The sequence below is a fragment of the Pseudaminobacter soli (ex Zhang et al. 2022) genome, assembly GCF_014595955.1.
GTDB lineage: Bacteria > Pseudomonadota > Alphaproteobacteria > Rhizobiales > Rhizobiaceae > Kumtagia > Kumtagia pseudosoli.
This window is the reverse complement of the sequence record NZ_JABVCF010000001.1, coordinates 1-16,730: the sequence shown is the minus strand read 5'-3', so window position 1 is coordinate 16,730 and position 16,730 is coordinate 1. Positions and strand designations below refer to the sequence as shown.

Genomic DNA, 16,730 nt, shown 5'->3' with positions numbered 1-16,730 from the left:
TTGCGGAGCAGACTGGAAGCGGCCGCGTTTCTCACTACCATCGCGATCTTCGCCACGCTGTTGCCCGGGCCGTCCGAGGCAACGCCGCGCCTCTGCCGTCAACTCGAGGCGGAGCTTGCCTCCGCCGGACAAGGCGGTAGTTCGCCTAGGGTTCAACAGTACGAAGAGGCCATCGCGCGCCAGCGGGAGCAGATCGTCATCGCCCGCAGCCAGGCGCATGAGGCCGGCTGCGGCTTTGCGCTGCGCGGAGGCAGCATCAGGCAATGCGCACGTATCAACGCAACGCTCGAGCGGATGGAGCGCAATCTCGAGGTCCTGCAGCGCAACCGCAGCAGGATCTCCGGACACGACGACAGATCGGAGACCCAGATTTTCGCTGCGCTGGAGGCGAATGGCTGCCGGGACGAGGAACGAATTGCCGAACGTCCGCCAGAGGAGTTTCCGACGACGTCTGCCCTCCCCGAAACCTATCCCCCATCGGATTGGATACCGGACGAAGTCCTGGACGGGGCAGATCGGGACGACGCATTGCTGCCGGACTCCGAAACAGAGCCGACCTTTCGGACGATGTGCGTGAGGACCTGCGACGGCTTCTTCTTTCCCATGTCCAACACGGCATCAATGGGCGATTTCGAACGCGACCAGAAGAACTGCGAGGCCGCCTGCCCGGGGACTGAGGTACGGCTGTTCTTCGGTCAGTCCGGCAGCCACGATGCCTCGGACATGACCTCGACATCGACCGGCCGTCCCTATTCGGAACTGCCGACTGCGTTCCTTCACCAGAAGACTTCATCGCCCCGGCCAGCAAGCTGCGGCTGCGGGGCCAAGAAGGATTTCGAGGTTATCGCTGGGACGAAGCGGCCGACGGAACTCACGCGCCGCCCGCTCGACCCGCCCACCGAATCGGCCGAGTCTCCGGTTGTGCCAAATCAGCAGAGCCCCGCGCCCACTCAGACGCAGTCGAGCATCGTCACCGTACCTGCGCCAGAGCCGACACCCTCAACGAACAAGCCTGCCCAAAAGACGACAACGCCTGCGGGGACGAAGAGGAGCAGTGCATCCGATTCCAGCGAGAAACCCGTAGGCCGAAGGGTCAGGGTCGTCGGGCCAGCATTTCTTCCCGACCAATAAGCGGAAGCAATTCGGCGAGTTCCGGCCCGGAAGAACGGCCGGTCATGGCGAGTCGAAGGGGCAGGAACAACTGCTTACCCTTGCGACCGGTCGCCTCTTTGACCGCAGCGGTCCACTGCTGCCAGGTCGAACGGTCCCACGGCTCTTCGGGCAGAAGATCGAAAGCGCCCCTGACGTATTCGCGATCCTCGTCGTCCAGATCGGGGGCCTCGGGCAGCGGCTCGTTGATGATCCGCCACCAGGTCACTGCATCCTGCACCTTGTCGATGTTGCCGCGAACAGCGAGCCAAAGGGGCTCCGCCTTGTCCCCTGTCACGCCAAGAACGGCCAGGCGGTCCTGCGCCTCGGAGAAGGGCATGGCATGCAGCAGGCTGTGATTGAGTGTCAGCAGTTCCGCCGGATCAAACTTCGCCGCTGATTTGGAAACGGCGGCCGGGTCGAAGCGATCCGCCAACTCGGACATGGTGCCGACAGCCTCGATGTTCTCCGACGTGCCCGTCAGGACGGCGAGCGATGCCACTGCCATCGGCTCGATCCCGTCATCCCTAAGGCTGGCGATGGAAAGGGCGCCGGTGCGCTTTGACAAACCCTCGCCGGAAACGGTGGTGAGCAGGTTGTGATGGCCGAAGGTTGGCGGCTCCGCTCCGAGCGCGCGGAAGAGCGCGATCTGTACGCCGGTATTGGTCACATGATCGTCGCCGCGGATGACGTGCGTGACGCCCATCTCGATGTCGTCGACGACGGAGGGAAGCGTATAGAGGTAGGTGCCGTCCTCGCGCACCAGCACGGGGTCGGATAGTGAGGCCAGATCGACCGTCTCGTCCCCCCGCACGATGTCCTGCCAGCTCAATTCGGTACGAACGGGGTTGGCCGGATCATCGGCGAAATTCGGCAGGAGGAAACGCCAGTGCGGTTTGCGACCCTCCGCTTCGAACGCGGCGACCTCATCGGGCGTAAGCGCCAGCGCCTCGCGGCCGTAGACGGGCGGCAATTTCTGGGACAGCCGGATCTTCCGGCGCAGTTCCAGTTCCTCCGGCGTCTCGTAGCAAGGATAGAGCACGCCCGCCGCTTTCAGGCGCTCGACGGCCGCGTCGTAACGGTCGAAGCGCCGCGACTGGTATTCGGTCTGGTCGGGATAGATGCCCAGCCAGTGCAGATCGTAGAGGATCGCGTTGGCGTATTCCTGCTTGGACCGCGCCAGATCGGTGTCGTCGAACCGCTGTATGAACCGGCCCTTGTGCTTCATAGCAAAGAGCCAGTTGAAGAGTGCGGTGCGCGCGTTGCCGATGTGGATGTTGCCCGTCGGCGACGGGGCGAAGCGAACTGTCACGGTCATGGAGCGCCCGGTTAACGGAACGACGAGTTCATTTCAAGGCACGCGCCTTGAGCCGCCGCAAGACGGCTGCACGCGTCAATCTTTTCGACTTGCGCTTTGAATAAGCATGCGCTTATGTATTTCACATGAACGAGATGGAGATCTTCCGCGCCCTGTCCGATTCGACCCGCCGAGCAGTGTTCGAGCGGCTGGCGTCCGGCGAGAAAAATGCGACCGAACTGCGCGAAGGATTGAACGTTTCCCAGCCAGCAATCTCGCAGCATCTCGCCATATTGAAGGAGGCCGGGCTGATCCGGGTCCGCCGGGAAGGCCGCAACGCCAACTATAGCGTCGCTCCCGACGGGCTCGAGCCGCTGTTTGCCTGGCTCGAGCGGTACCGCTCGTTCTGGCCGGCGCGCGTCGAGAGATTGCAGCATCTTCTCAAGGAGATGGATCAATGACGGAGACGACGGTCGAGGACGGAAATGTCGTGGTCGAATGCGAGTTCGACGCGCCGCCCGAGCGGATATGGCGGGCTCTCAGCGTTGAGGAACTCGCTGCCGACTGGCTCGACTCCGTACCCGCCGGAAGCGAACGGGCCGAGGCGCCCTCCCCGCAGCACGCCCGGCGCAGCTTCGAAATCATCGACCGACAGCCGCCAACGCGCATCACCTATCGCTGGCAGGAAGGTGCTGGCCGGAATGAGAGCTTTGTGACTGTCGAGCTCTGTCCGCAAGAGAGCGGCCGGACCTTGTTCCGCCTCACGCACAGTGCACCCGCAACCGTGCTGGTGGCGGCGAACGCCAACGCGCCGCGCGCGCTAGCCGCCTAGCCCCGGAAGTCTCACAGTAAGGAAGGAGATCGCGCCATGAGCGCCACGAACCAACTCGTCCCGATGGTTATAGAACAGTCGCCGCGGCGAGCGTTCGTTCGACATCTTCTCGCGCCTCCTGAGAGAGCGCATCATCTTCCTGAACGGCATCGTCGACGACAATTCCGCCGCCCTGATCTGTGCGCAGATGCTATTCCTGGAGGCCGAGAACCCGACCCGCGAAATAGCTTTCTACATCAACTCCCCCGGCGGCGTGGTCACCAGCGGATTTGCGATCTACGATACGATGCAGTTCATAAAATGCCCGGTGGCGACGCTCTGCATGGGCACGGCGCGATCCATGGGATCCTTCCTGCTGATGGCGGGGGAGCCCGGGCGGCGGGTGGCTCTACCAAACGCCAGCATTCTGCTGCACCAGCCGTCAGGCGGGTTCCAGGGCCAGGCGTCGGACATCGAGCGGCACGCCGAAGACATTATCAAGGTCAAGCGCCGGATGATCGCGCTCTATGCAAAGCACTGCGGCCGCTCGGAAGAGGAGGTCGAGCGCACGCTCGACCGCGATTTCTTCATGACGGCCGAGGAAGCTCGGGCGTGGGGGATCGTTGACGAGGTGCGGTCGGTCCGAAGCGAATGAGGTGCGCCAGCAGGCGTCACACCACTAACCCCTGTCCCGGAACCGGTTGGTGATCGGATAGCGCCTGTCGCGGCCGAAGTTCTTTTTGGTGATCTTCACGCCCGGCGCGGCCTGCCGCCGCTTGTATTCGGCGATATAGAGCAGGTGCTCGATCCGGTGCACCATCTCGCGGTCGTGGCCGCGCGCGACGATCTCGTCCACACCCATCTCGTTCTCGACCAGACATTCGAGGATGTCGTCCAGCACGGGATAAGGCGGCAGGGAATCCTGGTCCGTCTGGTCGGGCCTAAGCTCGGCCGAAGGTGCCTTGTCGATGATGTTATGCGGGATCACCTCTCCCGACGGCCCCAGCGCGCCCGCCGGGACATGCGAATTTCGCCAGCGCGACAGCGCATAGACCTGCATCTTGTATAGGTCCTTGATCGGATTGAAGCCGCCGTTCATGTCGCCGTAAAGCGTGGCGTAGCCCACCGACATCTCGGACTTGTTGCCGGTGGTCACCACCATCGAGCCGAATTTGTTGGAGATCGCCATCAGAATCGTGCCACGCGCCCGGCTCTGCAGGTTCTCCTCGGTGATGCCCTCCTTCGTTCCCTCGAAGAGCTGGGTCAGGGCATGGGAGAAGCCCTCTACCGGCTCGAAGATGGGCACGATGTCGTAGCGGCAACCGAGCGCCCGCGCGCAGGCTTCGGCGTCCTTCAGCGAATCGCCGGAGGTGTAGCGGTAGGGCATCATCACGGTGCGGACGCGCTCCTCGCCGAGGGCATCGACGGCCAGCGCTGCGCAGATCGCCGAATCGATCCCCCCGGAAAGGCCGAGCACGACGTTCTTGAAGCCGTTCTTGTTCACGTAGTCGCGCAAGCCCAGCATGCAGGCCCGGTAGTCCGCTTCCTCCCTGTCGGGCAGCCTGGACATCGGACCTTCGACACAGGCCCAGACGCCATGGCCGTTCTCGCCGTCCGGCTGCCTTTTCCAGGTTGTTGTGGCGACGAATTCCTCGAACTGGCTCATCTGGCTGGCAAGGGAATGATCGGCGTTGATGGCGAACGACGCGCCGTCGAAGACCAGTTCGTCCTGGCCGCCCAGCTGGTTGGCCCAGAGCAGGGGCAAACCCGTCTCGATCACCTGCCTCAGCACGACCTGCTGTCGAATGTCGGTCTTGCCGCGATAGTAGGGCGAGCCGTTGGGAACGAGCAGGATCTCCGCTCCGCTTTCGGCAAGCGTCTCGCAGACGCCGTGCTCGCCCCAGATGTCCTCGCAGATCGGGATTCCGAGGCGCACGCCGCGGAAGTTCACCGGTCCCGCAATCTCCGGCCCCGCTTGGAAGACGCGCTTCTCGTCGAATTCACCATAGTTCGGCAGGTCGACCTTGTAGCGCTCGCCGAGCACCTTGCCGCCGTCCGCGACGATGACCGAATTATGGACACCGCTCTTGCGCTTCAGCGGCGTGCCCACGATCACGCCTGGCCCGCCATCCGCAGTGTCGGCCGCGAAATCGAGGGCGGCCTTCTCACATGCGGCGACGAAGGCGGGCTTCAACACGAGGTCTTCGGGCGGATATCCCGCAAGGAAGAGTTCGGTGAAGAGGACGAGGTCCGCGCCCTGCCGTGCGGCATCGGCGCGGGCTTCTCGCGCCTTTGCGAGGTTACCCGCGACGTCGCCAACGATCGGGTTGAGCTGCGCGACCGCGATGCGCAGAACGTCTGGCGCGCCATTCATGACAGTGACCCGCCTTTGCACCAGACGGAAAGATCGGCATGGACTGACGGCTTGCTGTTCATTTGTCTCAATGGGTCCCCGCGAACGAGTTGTAGCTAGCGCCGCTCCGCCTGCCCGGCAATGCCCGCTGCCGGCGGATCAGAGGCTTCTACTCGCTTACATAATGCCTGAGTTGGTCCGGGGTTCGGTTCTCGCCCGTCGACATGGCGAGTATGCGCGAGATGTGGGTGCGGCTGAGCCCCGTATCGTGCACCCATGCATTGATCTGGTCCTGGATCTTGCGCATGTCCTTCTGAGAACTGGGTGCCTCGGCAATGTCTAGGCCGGCGCCCCGCAGGGCGGCCGCCATGTCCTTGGAGAGGATGAAGGTGTCCCAGCCGAGCCAGCGAAGCAGGTACTGCCCAGTGTTTCCGCCCAGCCGGTTGCCGTTCTTGGCGAGCCAGGCGGTGAGGCCGACCTGGTCGTCGGCCGGCCACTCGGCGAGGAATTTGCCGAAGCCGCCATGCTCGCGCGAGACCTTGTCGACGAAGGCGGCGTTCTCGCGCACCGATTTGATCTTCTGCGGGTTGCGCACGATCCGCGCGTCGGAGGTGAGGTCATGCCAGAAGTCGTCGGACTGGAACAACAGTCGCTTCGGCTCGAATCCGAGGAAGGCTTCCTCGAACCCGGGCCACTTCTGTTCGATGACGCTCCAGACGAAGCCTGCGGAGAAGATGCGCTGCGACATATTGGCGAGGACGCGGTCGTCGGTCAGCTTTGCAACCGCTGCATTCTGCGGCGAGGGACCCAGCAGGCTCCGCAAAACCGCGTCTCCGCCCTTGCGTTCGGCCGCACGAGACCTGATCGCATCGAAATCGGCCACTAGTTTTCTCCCGTATCGCGTTTCGCCGAGCAGCCGGCAGCAATGGCGCGGACACTTTCCGGCAGTCGAGCGCGGTTGCCAAGAGCCAGCATCCGCAGTGGAGGCCCCGAATGGAGAACTTCATTGAGGACAACACGCCGAGGGTGAAGGAACTTGCCGCTCCTCCGCCTCACGTCGATCTCCGGTCGGCTGGTGCCGGCGAATGACCGACCTGCTGCACGCGTTCATCGAGCGTTTCGGGTTGGTCGCCGTCTTCATCGGCTGTCTGGCGGAGGGCGAGAGCGCGGCCATTTTCGGCGGCTTCTTCGCTCACCAGGGCGTCTTCGACCCACGCACCACAGCCCTGGTCGCCTTCTGCGGAGCCTGGCTGGGGGATACCGTCCTCTTCCTGCTCGGGCGCCGTTTCGCCGATAACCGCTGGGTACGGGCAGTCAAGGCGAAGCCCGGCTTCAGCAAGGCGGAAGAGCTGATCCAGCGCCATCCGGACCTCTACATTCTCGGCAATCGATACGTCTACGGCCTTCGAGCCGTTGGCGGAGTGGCCGCAGGCTTGTCGAAGGTCTCCATCATGCGTTTCGTCGTGCTCAACGCGATATCGGCCGCGGTCTGGGCGGTCCTGTTCGTCTGCCTAGGCTATTTCCTCGGCCTGGGCGCCGAACATCTTCTGGGCAAAGCGCTGTTCAAGCACGAACGTCTGATTTCAGGTATTGTGCTCACGATAGCAATCGCGCTGGCTACCTACCTGCTGTCGCGCAAGTCCTCCCGGCGATATGATCCCAGCCGCCAGAAGGCCGACCGGCGGGCACAGTAATCCGAAACGCTAGTTCATCCGGCGATCAGTGCGAAGCGGTCCGCGATCACAAAACCCCACACTCCCAGGACCAGAATGATGGCGATCAGGACGGCTAGCGACCCGCAGTCCTTGGCAAGTTGGATTTCCTTGTTGAATTCGCGGGAATAGGCGTCGCATGCCGCCTCGATGGCTGTGTTGAGCACCTCCACCAGCATCAGCACCAGGATGGACCCGACAAGCAGCGCATAGGCGGTCCAGGAGGTGGACAGGAACCAGCCAACCGGCAGCGCCAGCAGCAGAAGCACGAGTTCCTGCTGGAACGCTTTCTCAGCGAGCGTCAGCCTCCGAAGCGCCCGCATGGAATTCCAGAAGGCGCTGACAATACGTTCCATCGCCCGGCACACCCGCCCTTGCTGATTGCTGCGTGTGGGCCTTTGCAGGCCCGCGATCCGGACCCGGCGCATTCGTGCGCCGACCCGACCCGGCGCTCATAGCGAAAAGCGGGCCCTACTGGAACAGGTAGGAGTCGTTCGCGAAGAAGCCGTCGTCGACCGAATCGTGTGTACGGGTGCCGCGGCCCTTCTCTCCTGCCGCCCCGTAGGCGAAGAAGATCGGCATGAGATGCTCATCTGTCGGATGGTTCTCCGCCGGGTATGGAGCCCTGCGCTTCCAGTCGAGCAGCGCTTCGGTATCTCCTGCCGCCAACTTGTCGGCGAACCAGTCCGTGAAGGCCTTGACCTTGCCGGCCAACGCCGGATCGGGATTTGCGCCCTGACGAAGCACCGAGAAGTAGGCGCGCAGATTGTGCGTGATGTGTCCGGAGCCGATGACGAGCACACCTTCCTCGCGCAATGGCGCAAGGGCGCGGCCAATCGAAAGATGCCATGCCGCATCGCGCGTGGGATCGATCGAAATCTGCACGACCGGAATATCCGCATCCGGATAGGCGAGCTTCAGAGGGGTCCAGGTGCCATGATCGTAACCTCGCTGGGATATGCGATGCGGAGCAAGACCGGCCTGATCGAGCAGGCCGAGGACCTGCTTCGCGAGCGCCGGATCGCCAGGCGCGGGATATGTCATCTGGTAGAGTTCAGGAGCGAAACCGCCGAAGTCGTAGATCATGCCGGGCGCCGGATCGGTGACGACAGCGACCCCGTCGGTCTCGAAATGCGCAGAGTTGATGACGATCGCCCGTGGCCTCGGCAGCAGGGACGGAATTTGCTCGAGATAGTGGCGGGCCGGGGTGTCGGCCAGAACGATGTTCGGGCCGCCGTGAGAGATGAATAGGGTGGGCATCACAGTCATCGCAGTTCTCCTCCACCCTACTTAGTCGCTCGAATCTCCCCGTGCAGGTCGAGTTGCGGAGACGGATCGTTCACCGGACCGCGTCTGCAACCCCAAGATCAGTCACCAGCGACTTTGAAATCCGGCGTGGATCGAGGGAATTGCGGTAGGTCGTCGTCGATCTCGTAGTAATCGCCCTTATCAGCGACGAAGATGTGTTGGCCGGCCCGCAGTCTGGTGGCCCCGTCAAACATCCCTGCCCCGATCGAAGTATTGGCGTCGCCATTCCGCTTCCAGAACAAGGCCGAACCGCAATGCCGGCAGAAGCCGCGCCGGGCGAAATCGGAGGACCGGTACCACGTGACGTTGTCTTCCCCGATGACCTCAAGATCGCGGTCCGCGACGTCCGTGGCCGCGTAGAAGTGCCCGCCCTGCTTCCGGCATTGGCCGCAGTGGCAGAAAATGACGTCGCGCAATCGCCCTCTCGCCACGAACCGAACGGCGCCGCAGTTGCATGATCCGGAATGTTGTTCGCTCATCCGTTTCCTCGCTTCGATATGAAAGTAAGACTATTTCGGACGGCATCGTGTCAGCAGACACAATTGCGGCGTGCGATGGCGTTCCGCCGCAGGCGTTTTCGCATACTCGCCTCCTCAGCCAGAACTCTTTACAAATATCACGCGTAAGTTGCGTGGGACAGTCCGGATAAATTAAACAAACCTTCAGAAACACTGCAGCATCTTCGCCGCCACGGGAAAGCAGCGGCCAACAACCCGCCCTTTGCCATGTCCGCGCGGCGCTTGCCGCGTTGACTTGGCAAGGGCGCCTTCAAAAGGGAGTTCGCCGTCTTCCTCCTGACCGATCTGAGGGGATCGACACATAGATGCATCCGGCCACGGCGCCCGTTGAGAAAGCATACGATATTGCCATGAGCGTGGTGACCACCATGCGCCAGATGGGCGTCATGGGTCTGCCGCGCAATTATGAGATCTTCTACGAGGCCCTGACGGGTTCGAATCCGGACCTCACGCTCGAAGTCGTTTCGATGAACCACCGCCCCTCGCAGGAGGAACTCGACCGCATCGGACAGAAGTATTTCGCCCGAAATCATGAACATGCGATCGTCGAAACGGCGCGCGAGACGCTCGCACGTGAGTTGGAGGATGTAGCCCGACTGCTCAGGCGGGAGCGCGGCCACATCGAGAAGTACGGCGAAGCCCTCACGCAGACCTCGCAGGGCCTCGAGAACCGCCATGCGATGAGCCGGGAACTCCTGCAGAAGATCGTGGGCGTCATGTCCGTCGCCACCACCTCCACCTTGGATCGCGGCCTGCAGGTCGCTGCGACGCTCAGTGAGAAATCGGCGGAACTGGAATCAGTGAAATCCGCCCTCGAGGAGTACAAGCTACTCGCCGATACGGATCCGCTCACCCGCATCTGGAACCGCCGCGCCTTCGACAAGCGATTGGCGGCCATATACGACAACAAGCGGAGCATCATGTTCAGCGCGCTGATCCTGGCCGACATCGACCGCTTCAAGGAAGTCAACGACCGTTTCGGTCACCCTGTCGGCGATAAGATCATCCAGAATGTGGCCGAGGTCCTGCGCAGAAACGTGCATGAGGCCGTGTTCGTCGCCCGAACCGGTGGCGAGGAATTTGCCATCATTCTCGAGGGCGCCACCGAGCAGGCGAACTACGAATTGGCCGATCGCTTGCGCGCGACAATCGAGCAGATGCCCTTCGTTTCGCCAACGACCGGTGTGCGGCACGGGCCCGTGACGATCTCGATGGGCATCTGCATGGCCACCGACGCGGACAGCCCTGACGACCTCTACGCCAAGGCCGACCGCGCGCTCTACCGGTCAAAGATCGCCGGCCGCAACCGAGTCACGAAGTTCTCGACCATCCGCGACCAGCCGCTGAAGAGTTGGATGCTGTACCAGAAGGGGTGAGCGCAAATAGGCGGGCGAGCCTCGAAGGACGCACCCGCCTCTATGCATTCCACTCAGGCGTTGACCGCCTTGCGCTCGATGACGTGGCTCTGCTTCTTGAGAAGCTCGGCCACCAGGAAGGCGAGTTCGATCGCCTGATCCGCGTTGAGGCGCGGGTCGCAATGGGTGTGATAGCGGTCGCGCAGATCCTCAGCGGTAATTGCGCGGGCGCCGCCGGTGCACTCGGTGACGTTCTTGCCCGTCATCTCGACATGAATGCCGCCGGGATGCGTGCCCTCGGCGCGATGGACCTCGAAGAAGGCCTGCACTTCCTTCAGCACGCGATCGAACGGCCGCGTCTTGTAGCCGGCAGCGGTGATCGTGTTGCCGTGCATGGGGTCGCACGACCAGACCACGTTGCGCCCTTCCTTCTTCACCGCGCGAACGAGCTTCGGAAGGTACTCGCTCACCTTGTCCGCGCCGAAACGGCCGATCAGGGTCAGACGGCCCGGCTCGTTCTCGGGGTTGAGCAGATCGATCAGTTGCAGCAGCCCGTCGGGCGTGAGGGAGGGACCGCATTTCAGGCCGAGAGGGTTCTTCACGCCGCGGCAGTACTCAATGTGGGCGTGATCCGGCTGGCGGGTGCGGTCACCGATCCAGATCATGTGTCCGGACGTGGCGTACCAGTCGCCCGAGGTCGAATCGATGCGCGTCAGCGCCTCCTCGTAGCCGAGCAGGAGCGCCTCGTGGCTGGTGTAGAAGTCGGTCTCGCGCAGCGCGTAATTGGTCTCGGACGTGATGCCGACGGCGCGCATGAACTCCATCGTCTCGGTGATCCGGTTGGCCAGCGCCTCGTAGCGCTCTCCCTGCGGGCTGTCCGAGACGAAGCCCAGCATCCACTGATGGACGTTCTCGAGGCTGGCATAGCCGCCCTGCGCGAAGGCGCGCAGCAGGTTGAGCGTCGCCGCCGACTGGCGATAGGCCATTTCCTGGCGCGCCGGATCCGGCACGCGCGACTTCTCGTCGAAGCTCGGCCCGTTGATGATGTCGCCGCGGTAGGAGGGCAGTGTGACGCCGCCGACCGTCTCGGTATCGGACGAGCGCGGTTTTGCGAACTGCCCGGCGATACGGCCGACCTTCACCACCGGCTGGGCGCCGGCATAGGTCAGCACCACCGACATCTGCAGGAAGACGCGGAAGAAGTCGCGGATGTTGTCCGCGCCGTGCTCGGCGAAGCTCTCGGCACAATCTCCGCCCTGCAGAAGGAATGCGTCTCCGGCAGCGACGCTTGCAAGCTGCTTCTTCAGCTTGCGTGCCTCACCTGCAAAAACCAGCGGCGGAAAGGTGGCGAGCATGGCCTCGGTGTCGGCAAGCGCCGCCGGATCCGGATAGGCCGGAACCTGCTGGATGGGCTTCGCCCTCCAGGAATTCGGAGACCATTTCGTCATCGTCGCACCCAACCCGTCACGTGCGGGACGCCCCGCTACCGCCTTTCTGGACGGCGGCTATACAGCAACGAAGTCGGCTATTCTACCCTGGAGTTGGAGCGGGAGCGAGCCGGATATCTGCTCAGAACATGCGGCGTCGCGTAGCTAGGCATGGTGGACGACAGCACTTAGCGAATTCGCTCAAGCAAACTCCATGATCACGGCGTCGACCGCAAGACTGTCGCCCGGTTTGGCGTTGATCTTCGCCACCGTCAGGTCTCGCTCGGCGCGCAGTACGTTCTCCATCTTCATCGCTTCGACGACGGCGAGCGTCTCGCCTGCCTTGACATCCTGCCCTTCGCTGACGGCGAGCGAAACCATCAGGCCGGGCATCGGGCAGAGCAGCAGCTTTGACGTGTCGGGCGGAACCTTAACGGGCATGAGCCGGGCGAGTTCGGCGGTTCGCGGCAGCATGGCACGCGCCGTGACGGAAATCCCCTTCCAGGCTATGCGCACGCCGTTCTCGAAGGGCCGAAGCTGCGCGACCACGTTCCTGTCGCCAACGGCGCCGCGCCACAGAACGTCGCCGGGGCGCCAGTCCGAAGAGACCGTCACCGACGGCTCGCCGTCAATGCTCATGTCGACCTCGAGCGGGACGGAGACCATGCCTTCGCCGAGTTGGACCGGAACGTACTCGCCACCGATCTTCACCACCCACTCCGGCTTGGTGATGCCCGAATGCGGCGCCAGCCTGCCAGACAAGCGGTCCAGGCGATCGCGGCGCACCAGTTCTACCGCAGTCGCGATCGCGGCGAGCACCGCCTTCTCTTCCTCGACCGGAACCAGGGGCTTGAAGCCGTCAGGAAACTCCTCGGCGATAAAGGCCGTCGACAGCCTGCCTTCGCGCCAACGCGGATAACGCATCAGCGCGGCGAGGAAGGCGATGTTGTGCTCGATGCCGTCGACGACGAACTCATCCAGCGCTTCCGACATGGCGTCGATGGCGGTCAGCCGGTCCGGCCCCCAGGTGCATAGCTTGGCGATCATCGGGTCGTAGAACATCGAGATCTCCGACCCCTCGGTGACACCGGTGTCGTTGCGCACGACGATGTCGCCGAAGTGCCCTTCCGCCGGCGGCCGGTAACGCGTCAGTCGGCCGATAGAGGGCAGGAAGTTGCGCGTCGGGTCTTCGGCGTAGAGGCGGCCCTCCACCGCCCAGCCCTTCAGCTCTACATCGCTCTGGCGAATCGCCAGTTTCTCGCCCGCCGCGATCCGGATCATCTGCTCGACAAGGTCGATGCCGGTCACCAGTTCGGTCACCGGATGCTCGACCTGGAGCCGGGTGTTCATCTCGAGGAAATAGAAATTCTTGTCGTTGTCGACGATGAACTCGACCGTGCCGGCGCTCTCGTAATCGACGGCTTTGGCCAGCGCGACCGCCTGCTTTCCCATTGCCGCCCGTGTTCGCTGATCAAGAAACGGTGACGGCGCCTCCTCCACCACTTTCTGGTTCCGCCGCTGGATCGAGCACTCGCGCTCACCCAGATAGATGACGTTGCCGTGGCCGTCGGCCAGCACCTGGATTTCGATATGGCGCGGTTCGACCACGAACTTCTCGATGAAGACGCGGTCGTCGCCGAAAGAGCTCCGGGCCTCCGAGCGGGCGCGCTCAAAACCGTCCCGCACTTCCGCAGGTGTCCACGCGACGCGCATGCCCTTGCCACCGCCGCCCGCCGAGGCCTTGATCATCACCGGGAAGCCGATCGAGGCGGCGATCCGCTCGGCATGGTCGGCGTCCTCGATGACGCCGAGGAAGCCGGGCACGGTGTTCACCTTCGCCGCATTCGCGAACTTCTTGGACTCGATCTTGTCGCCCATCGCCTCGATGGCGCGGGGTTTGGGGCCGATGAAGACGATCCCCTGCTCCTCAAGCGACGCGCAGAAGGAGGCTCGCTCGGAGAGAAAGCCGTAGCCCGGATGGACAGCCTCCGCACCGGTCGCCTTGCAGGCTTCGATGATCCCGTCGGCGTCGAGATAGCTTTGTGCTGCGGCAGCCGGCCCGATATGCACCGCGTCGTCGGCCATCTCGACGTGCATGGCATCGCGGTCCGCGTCCGAGAAGACCGCGACGGTCGCGATCCCCATTCGCTTCGCCGTCCTGATGACCCGGCATGCGATCTCGCCACGGTTGGCGACCAGGATCTTCTTGAACATGAACGGCGATTTCTCCCGCGAACAGCCTAAGCCTTCATATGGCGGGGAAGCGGAGCGCTCAAGCGAGCGTTGCACGCGGCGAGTTTCATACGGGCAGTAACGCAGGTGGTGGAGGGCCCTTAATGATCAAAACACGAACGGAGAGGGTAATACAACCTAGGGATACATGACCTATTTTATGCCACTTGACGTTGTGGACAAACTTTTGTTTAACATCAAGGTGCCGCTATGTCGGAGGGCAAAGCGATGTTCGACTTCGACGTACTCGAGGTGGGAATAGGTCTGGCGCTTCTTTTCGCCTTCATGAGCCTCATTGCTACGGCATTTTGCGAAGTCATCGAGAACTTCGCCAAGGTGCGCTCGAAAGAACTCCTGAACGGCGTCGCCGAACTGCTCGGCGACAAGACGGATTCCACCCTGGTCCGCAGCTTCTACGAGCATCCCATGATTGCGGCGCTCTACAGGGGCAGGTTCGATCCCGAGAAGACGAAGCATTTGCCATCCTACATACCCCGGCAAAGCTTTTCGCTCGCCGCGCTTCGCCTGGTCACCGGCCCCGACGCTACGCTTTCCATCGAGTCGCTTCGCGACGCGCTCATCAACGTAAAAAGGCCGAACCGAATACAGGAGGCGGTGAAAGCCGCGCTCGACGTTGCGGACAACGATATCGCGAAAGTGCGACAGACCCTGGAGGAATGGTTCGACGGCTCCATGGACCGCGTTTCGGGCTGGTACAAGCGACGGACCGGCTACACGCTCCTCGCCATGGGTCTCCTCGCCTCGGCTTTGTTCAATGTCGATACCGTTTTAATTGCCGAGCGGTTGAGCAATGACGCCAAGCTACGAGAGGCGGTTGTTGAGCATGCCGGAACAATCCTGGGCTCCAACAACCCAACGAAGGTCGACTCAGCCGCCCAGGCAGCCGTCGAACAAAACGCTGAAGAAGACGATCCCAAAGCCCGTATTGAAGGACTCGCCAGGGAACTCTCGGCGATCGGCTATCCAATCGGTTGGACTTTGGAAAACGAGCTTAAACCTGCGGCCTGCTCGCAGCCCTGGGGTGGTGAATACGCGCGCTGTTCGAACTGGCGCCTCGCTATCCTCTTTAGTATTCCCGGCTGGATCATCAGCGCGCTCGCCGTAACCCTCGGAGCGCCCTTCTGGTTCGACATGCTGAACAAGCTGATGGTGATCCGCTCGACCGTGAAGCCACGTGAGAAGAGTCCCGATGAGAGCGACACGTCTCCCGTGCGTCAGGCTGCGACCCTCGGCGGCGCCCAACGAAAAAACAACTTCGCGCCGGGCATGGAGGACTCGGAGGAGCAGGAGGAGCGGGCTGCGGCAACAACTGCCACACTGATCGCTCTAGGTGCTGCGGGAAATGATGCGACATTCGAGCCGCATGCCTGGAGGGATGGCCAGGAAAGGGGTTCGATATGAGCGCGGGAGCAGGCAATCAGTCGACGAAGGTGAGTAAGGACCTCTCATTGCTGGCGCCCAAGTTCGCAGAGGCCGTCCGGGAGGCAATTGAAGAATGTCGCGCAAGCGGACTGGATGCGATGGTGTACGAAGCCTATCGCAGCCAGGCACTACAGGCGCTCTATTATGCGCGGGGCCGCACCATCATACCGCCGAAGCACACGGTCACCAACGCGACGACCAATCTGCACAGTTGGCATGGATATGGGCTCGCGGTCGATGTCGTACATCGCACGAAATTCTGGAAACCTGAGGGCGGCGAGCACTGGTTCCAGAGAGTGGCCGAAATTTTCAAGCAGCATAGCTGCAGTTGGGGTGGCGACTGGACGAAACCCGATACGCCGCATTTCCAGTGGCACCGGTGTAAGGCGAGCCCGTCGGTGAAGGCTCGGAAACTCATAATGACTGGTGGGCCCGAGGCGGTCTGGAGAGCAGTAGGCGCGGATTGAGCTGGAGTTCAGCCCTCACCGTGGGGAACGCGGCCGAGACTGCCTTTTTTGTGCGCCTGAACCGCGGAAAATATCGATCTTTTCTTCTCCAGAAGTTTCACTTGTAAAGGTCGGGCTGGGGCTTGCCACTTCGATGGTTTCCTGAAAGCTTGCCGCGCTTTCTAAGAGGAGACCATTTCATGAAAACCCGTGCCGCCGTCGCCGTCGCCGCCGGAAAACCGCTCGAGATCATGGAGGTGGATCTCGACGGCCCGCGCGAGGGCGAGGTCCTGGTTGAAGTCAAGGCGACCGGCATCTGCCACACCGACGAGTTCACGCTGTCGGGCGCCGACCCGGAAGGCATTTTTCCCGCCATTCTCGGCCATGAGGGCGCTGGCGTCGTCGTCGACGTCGGCAAGGGCGTGACCAGCCTGAAGAAGGGCGACCACGTCATCCCGCTCTACACGCCGGAATGCCGGTCCTGCCCGTCGTGCCTGTCGCGCAAGACCAATCTCTGCACCGCCATCCGCGCCACCCAAGGCCAGGGCGTGATGCCCGACGGCACCTCGCGCTTCTCCGTCGGCGGCGAGAAGATCTTTCACTACATGGGCTGCTCGACCTTCTCCAACCACACGGTGCTGCCGGAGATCGCGCTCGCCAAGGTCAATCCGGACGCGCC

Annotated in this window: 16 protein-coding genes and 1 pseudogene; 9 read left to right on the top strand and 8 right to left on the bottom strand. The window is 62.8% G+C overall.

Annotation, left to right across the window (positions count from 1 at the left end):
* Entirely contained in the window at positions 1 to 1,131 is a 1,131-nt protein-coding gene (locus tag HUI96_RS00085; RefSeq protein WP_188252600.1) for a DUF2865 domain-containing protein, read from the top strand.
* On the opposite strand, the gene gltX is transcribed toward HUI96_RS00085, so the two are convergent.
* Positions 1,094 to 2,467 (bottom strand): glutamate--tRNA ligase, encoded by a 1,374-nt coding sequence (gene gltX, locus HUI96_RS00080; RefSeq protein ID WP_188252599.1) that lies wholly within the window; start codon positions 2,465 to 2,467, stop codon positions 1,094 to 1,096. The genes HUI96_RS00085 and gltX overlap by 38 nt on opposite strands.
* 125 nt (positions 2,468 to 2,592) lie before the next feature.
* Here gltX and HUI96_RS00075 point away from each other — a divergent pair, with 125 nt between their 5' ends.
* The 3 genes and pseudogenes from HUI96_RS00075 to HUI96_RS00065 all read left to right on the top strand — a co-directional run bounded on the left by HUI96_RS00075 (position 2,593) and on the right by HUI96_RS00065 (position 3,912).
* Positions 2,593 to 2,907 (top strand): ArsR/SmtB family transcription factor, encoded by a 315-nt coding sequence (locus tag HUI96_RS00075; RefSeq protein ID WP_188252598.1) that lies wholly within the window; start codon positions 2,593 to 2,595, stop codon positions 2,905 to 2,907.
* Positions 2,904 to 3,278, top strand: a complete 375-nt coding sequence (locus tag HUI96_RS00070; protein ID WP_188252597.1) for an SRPBCC family protein — start codon at positions 2,904 to 2,906, stop codon at positions 3,276 to 3,278. Before HUI96_RS00075 ends, HUI96_RS00070 begins: the two co-directional genes overlap by 4 nt.
* 36 nt (positions 3,279 to 3,314) lie before the next feature.
* Positions 3,315 to 3,912, top strand: a pseudogene (locus HUI96_RS00065) (ATP-dependent Clp protease proteolytic subunit).
* Between the two features lie 24 nt (positions 3,913 to 3,936).
* On the opposite strand, the gene HUI96_RS00060 reads toward HUI96_RS00065, so the two are convergent.
* Together HUI96_RS00060 and HUI96_RS00055 are read right to left on the bottom strand one after the other, a co-directional pair.
* Positions 3,937 to 5,631 (bottom strand): NAD+ synthase, encoded by a 1,695-nt coding sequence (locus HUI96_RS00060; protein ID WP_188252596.1) that lies wholly within the window; start codon positions 5,629 to 5,631, stop codon positions 3,937 to 3,939.
* A gap of 148 nt (positions 5,632 to 5,779) precedes the next feature.
* Positions 5,780 to 6,493: a DNA-3-methyladenine glycosylase I gene (locus tag HUI96_RS00055; protein WP_188252595.1), complete on the bottom strand. Its 714-nt coding sequence runs from the start codon at positions 6,491 to 6,493 to the stop codon at positions 5,780 to 5,782.
* Positions 6,494 to 6,695: 202 nt separating this feature from the next.
* On the opposite strand from HUI96_RS00055, the gene HUI96_RS00050 reads away from it, so the two are divergent.
* On the top strand, positions 6,696 to 7,304 hold the full coding sequence (locus tag HUI96_RS00050; RefSeq protein WP_188252594.1) for a DedA family protein: 609 nt from the start codon (positions 6,696 to 6,698) through the stop codon (positions 7,302 to 7,304).
* Between the two features lie 14 nt (positions 7,305 to 7,318).
* On the opposite strand, the gene HUI96_RS00045 is transcribed toward HUI96_RS00050, so the two are convergent.
* From HUI96_RS00045 to HUI96_RS00035, 3 genes are all read right to left on the bottom strand, one after another.
* On the bottom strand, positions 7,319 to 7,678 hold the full coding sequence (locus HUI96_RS00045; protein ID WP_188252593.1) for a diacylglycerol kinase: 360 nt from the start codon (positions 7,676 to 7,678) through the stop codon (positions 7,319 to 7,321).
* Positions 7,679 to 7,793: 115 nt separating this feature from the next.
* On the bottom strand, positions 7,794 to 8,591 hold the full coding sequence (locus HUI96_RS00040) for a dioxygenase family protein (protein WP_188252592.1): 798 nt from the start codon (positions 8,589 to 8,591) through the stop codon (positions 7,794 to 7,796).
* Between the two features lie 98 nt (positions 8,592 to 8,689).
* Complete coding sequence (locus tag HUI96_RS00035) at positions 8,690 to 9,109, bottom strand: GFA family protein (protein WP_188252591.1); 420 nt, start codon at positions 9,107 to 9,109, stop codon at positions 8,690 to 8,692.
* 389 nt (positions 9,110 to 9,498) lie between these two features.
* Between HUI96_RS00035 and HUI96_RS00030 the strand changes: the two genes are divergently transcribed.
* Positions 9,499 to 10,524: a GGDEF domain-containing protein gene (locus HUI96_RS00030; RefSeq protein WP_337917766.1), complete on the top strand. Its 1,026-nt coding sequence runs from the start codon at positions 9,499 to 9,501 to the stop codon at positions 10,522 to 10,524.
* Positions 10,525 to 10,577: 53 nt separating this feature from the next.
* Here HUI96_RS00030 and HUI96_RS00025 read toward each other — a convergent pair whose 3' ends face one another.
* Complete coding sequence (locus tag HUI96_RS00025) at positions 10,578 to 11,951, bottom strand: class II 3-deoxy-7-phosphoheptulonate synthase (RefSeq protein ID WP_188252589.1); 1,374 nt, start codon at positions 11,949 to 11,951, stop codon at positions 10,578 to 10,580.
* A gap of 180 nt (positions 11,952 to 12,131) precedes the next feature.
* Positions 12,132 to 14,144 carry an acetyl-CoA carboxylase biotin carboxylase subunit gene (locus HUI96_RS00020; protein ID WP_188252588.1) on the bottom strand — a complete coding sequence of 671 codons (2,013 nt, stop codon included), beginning with the start codon at positions 14,142 to 14,144 and terminating at the stop codon, positions 12,132 to 12,134.
* A 246-nt stretch (positions 14,145 to 14,390) separates the two neighbouring features.
* On the opposite strand from HUI96_RS00020, the gene HUI96_RS00015 reads away from it, so the two are divergent.
* The 3 genes from HUI96_RS00015 to HUI96_RS00005 all read left to right on the top strand — a co-directional run.
* Positions 14,391 to 15,584 (top strand): hypothetical protein, encoded by a 1,194-nt coding sequence (locus tag HUI96_RS00015; protein WP_188252587.1) that lies wholly within the window; start codon positions 14,391 to 14,393, stop codon positions 15,582 to 15,584.
* Positions 15,581 to 16,072 carry a M15 family metallopeptidase gene (locus HUI96_RS00010; RefSeq protein ID WP_188252586.1) on the top strand — a complete coding sequence of 164 codons (492 nt, stop codon included), beginning with the start codon at positions 15,581 to 15,583 and terminating at the stop codon, positions 16,070 to 16,072. The genes HUI96_RS00015 and HUI96_RS00010 overlap by 4 nt, the downstream gene beginning before the upstream one ends.
* A 179-nt stretch (positions 16,073 to 16,251) precedes the next feature.
* Positions 16,252 to 16,730, top strand: a 479-nt coding sequence (locus tag HUI96_RS00005) for an alcohol dehydrogenase catalytic domain-containing protein (RefSeq protein ID WP_188252585.1), incomplete at its 3' end; no start/stop codon positions are given.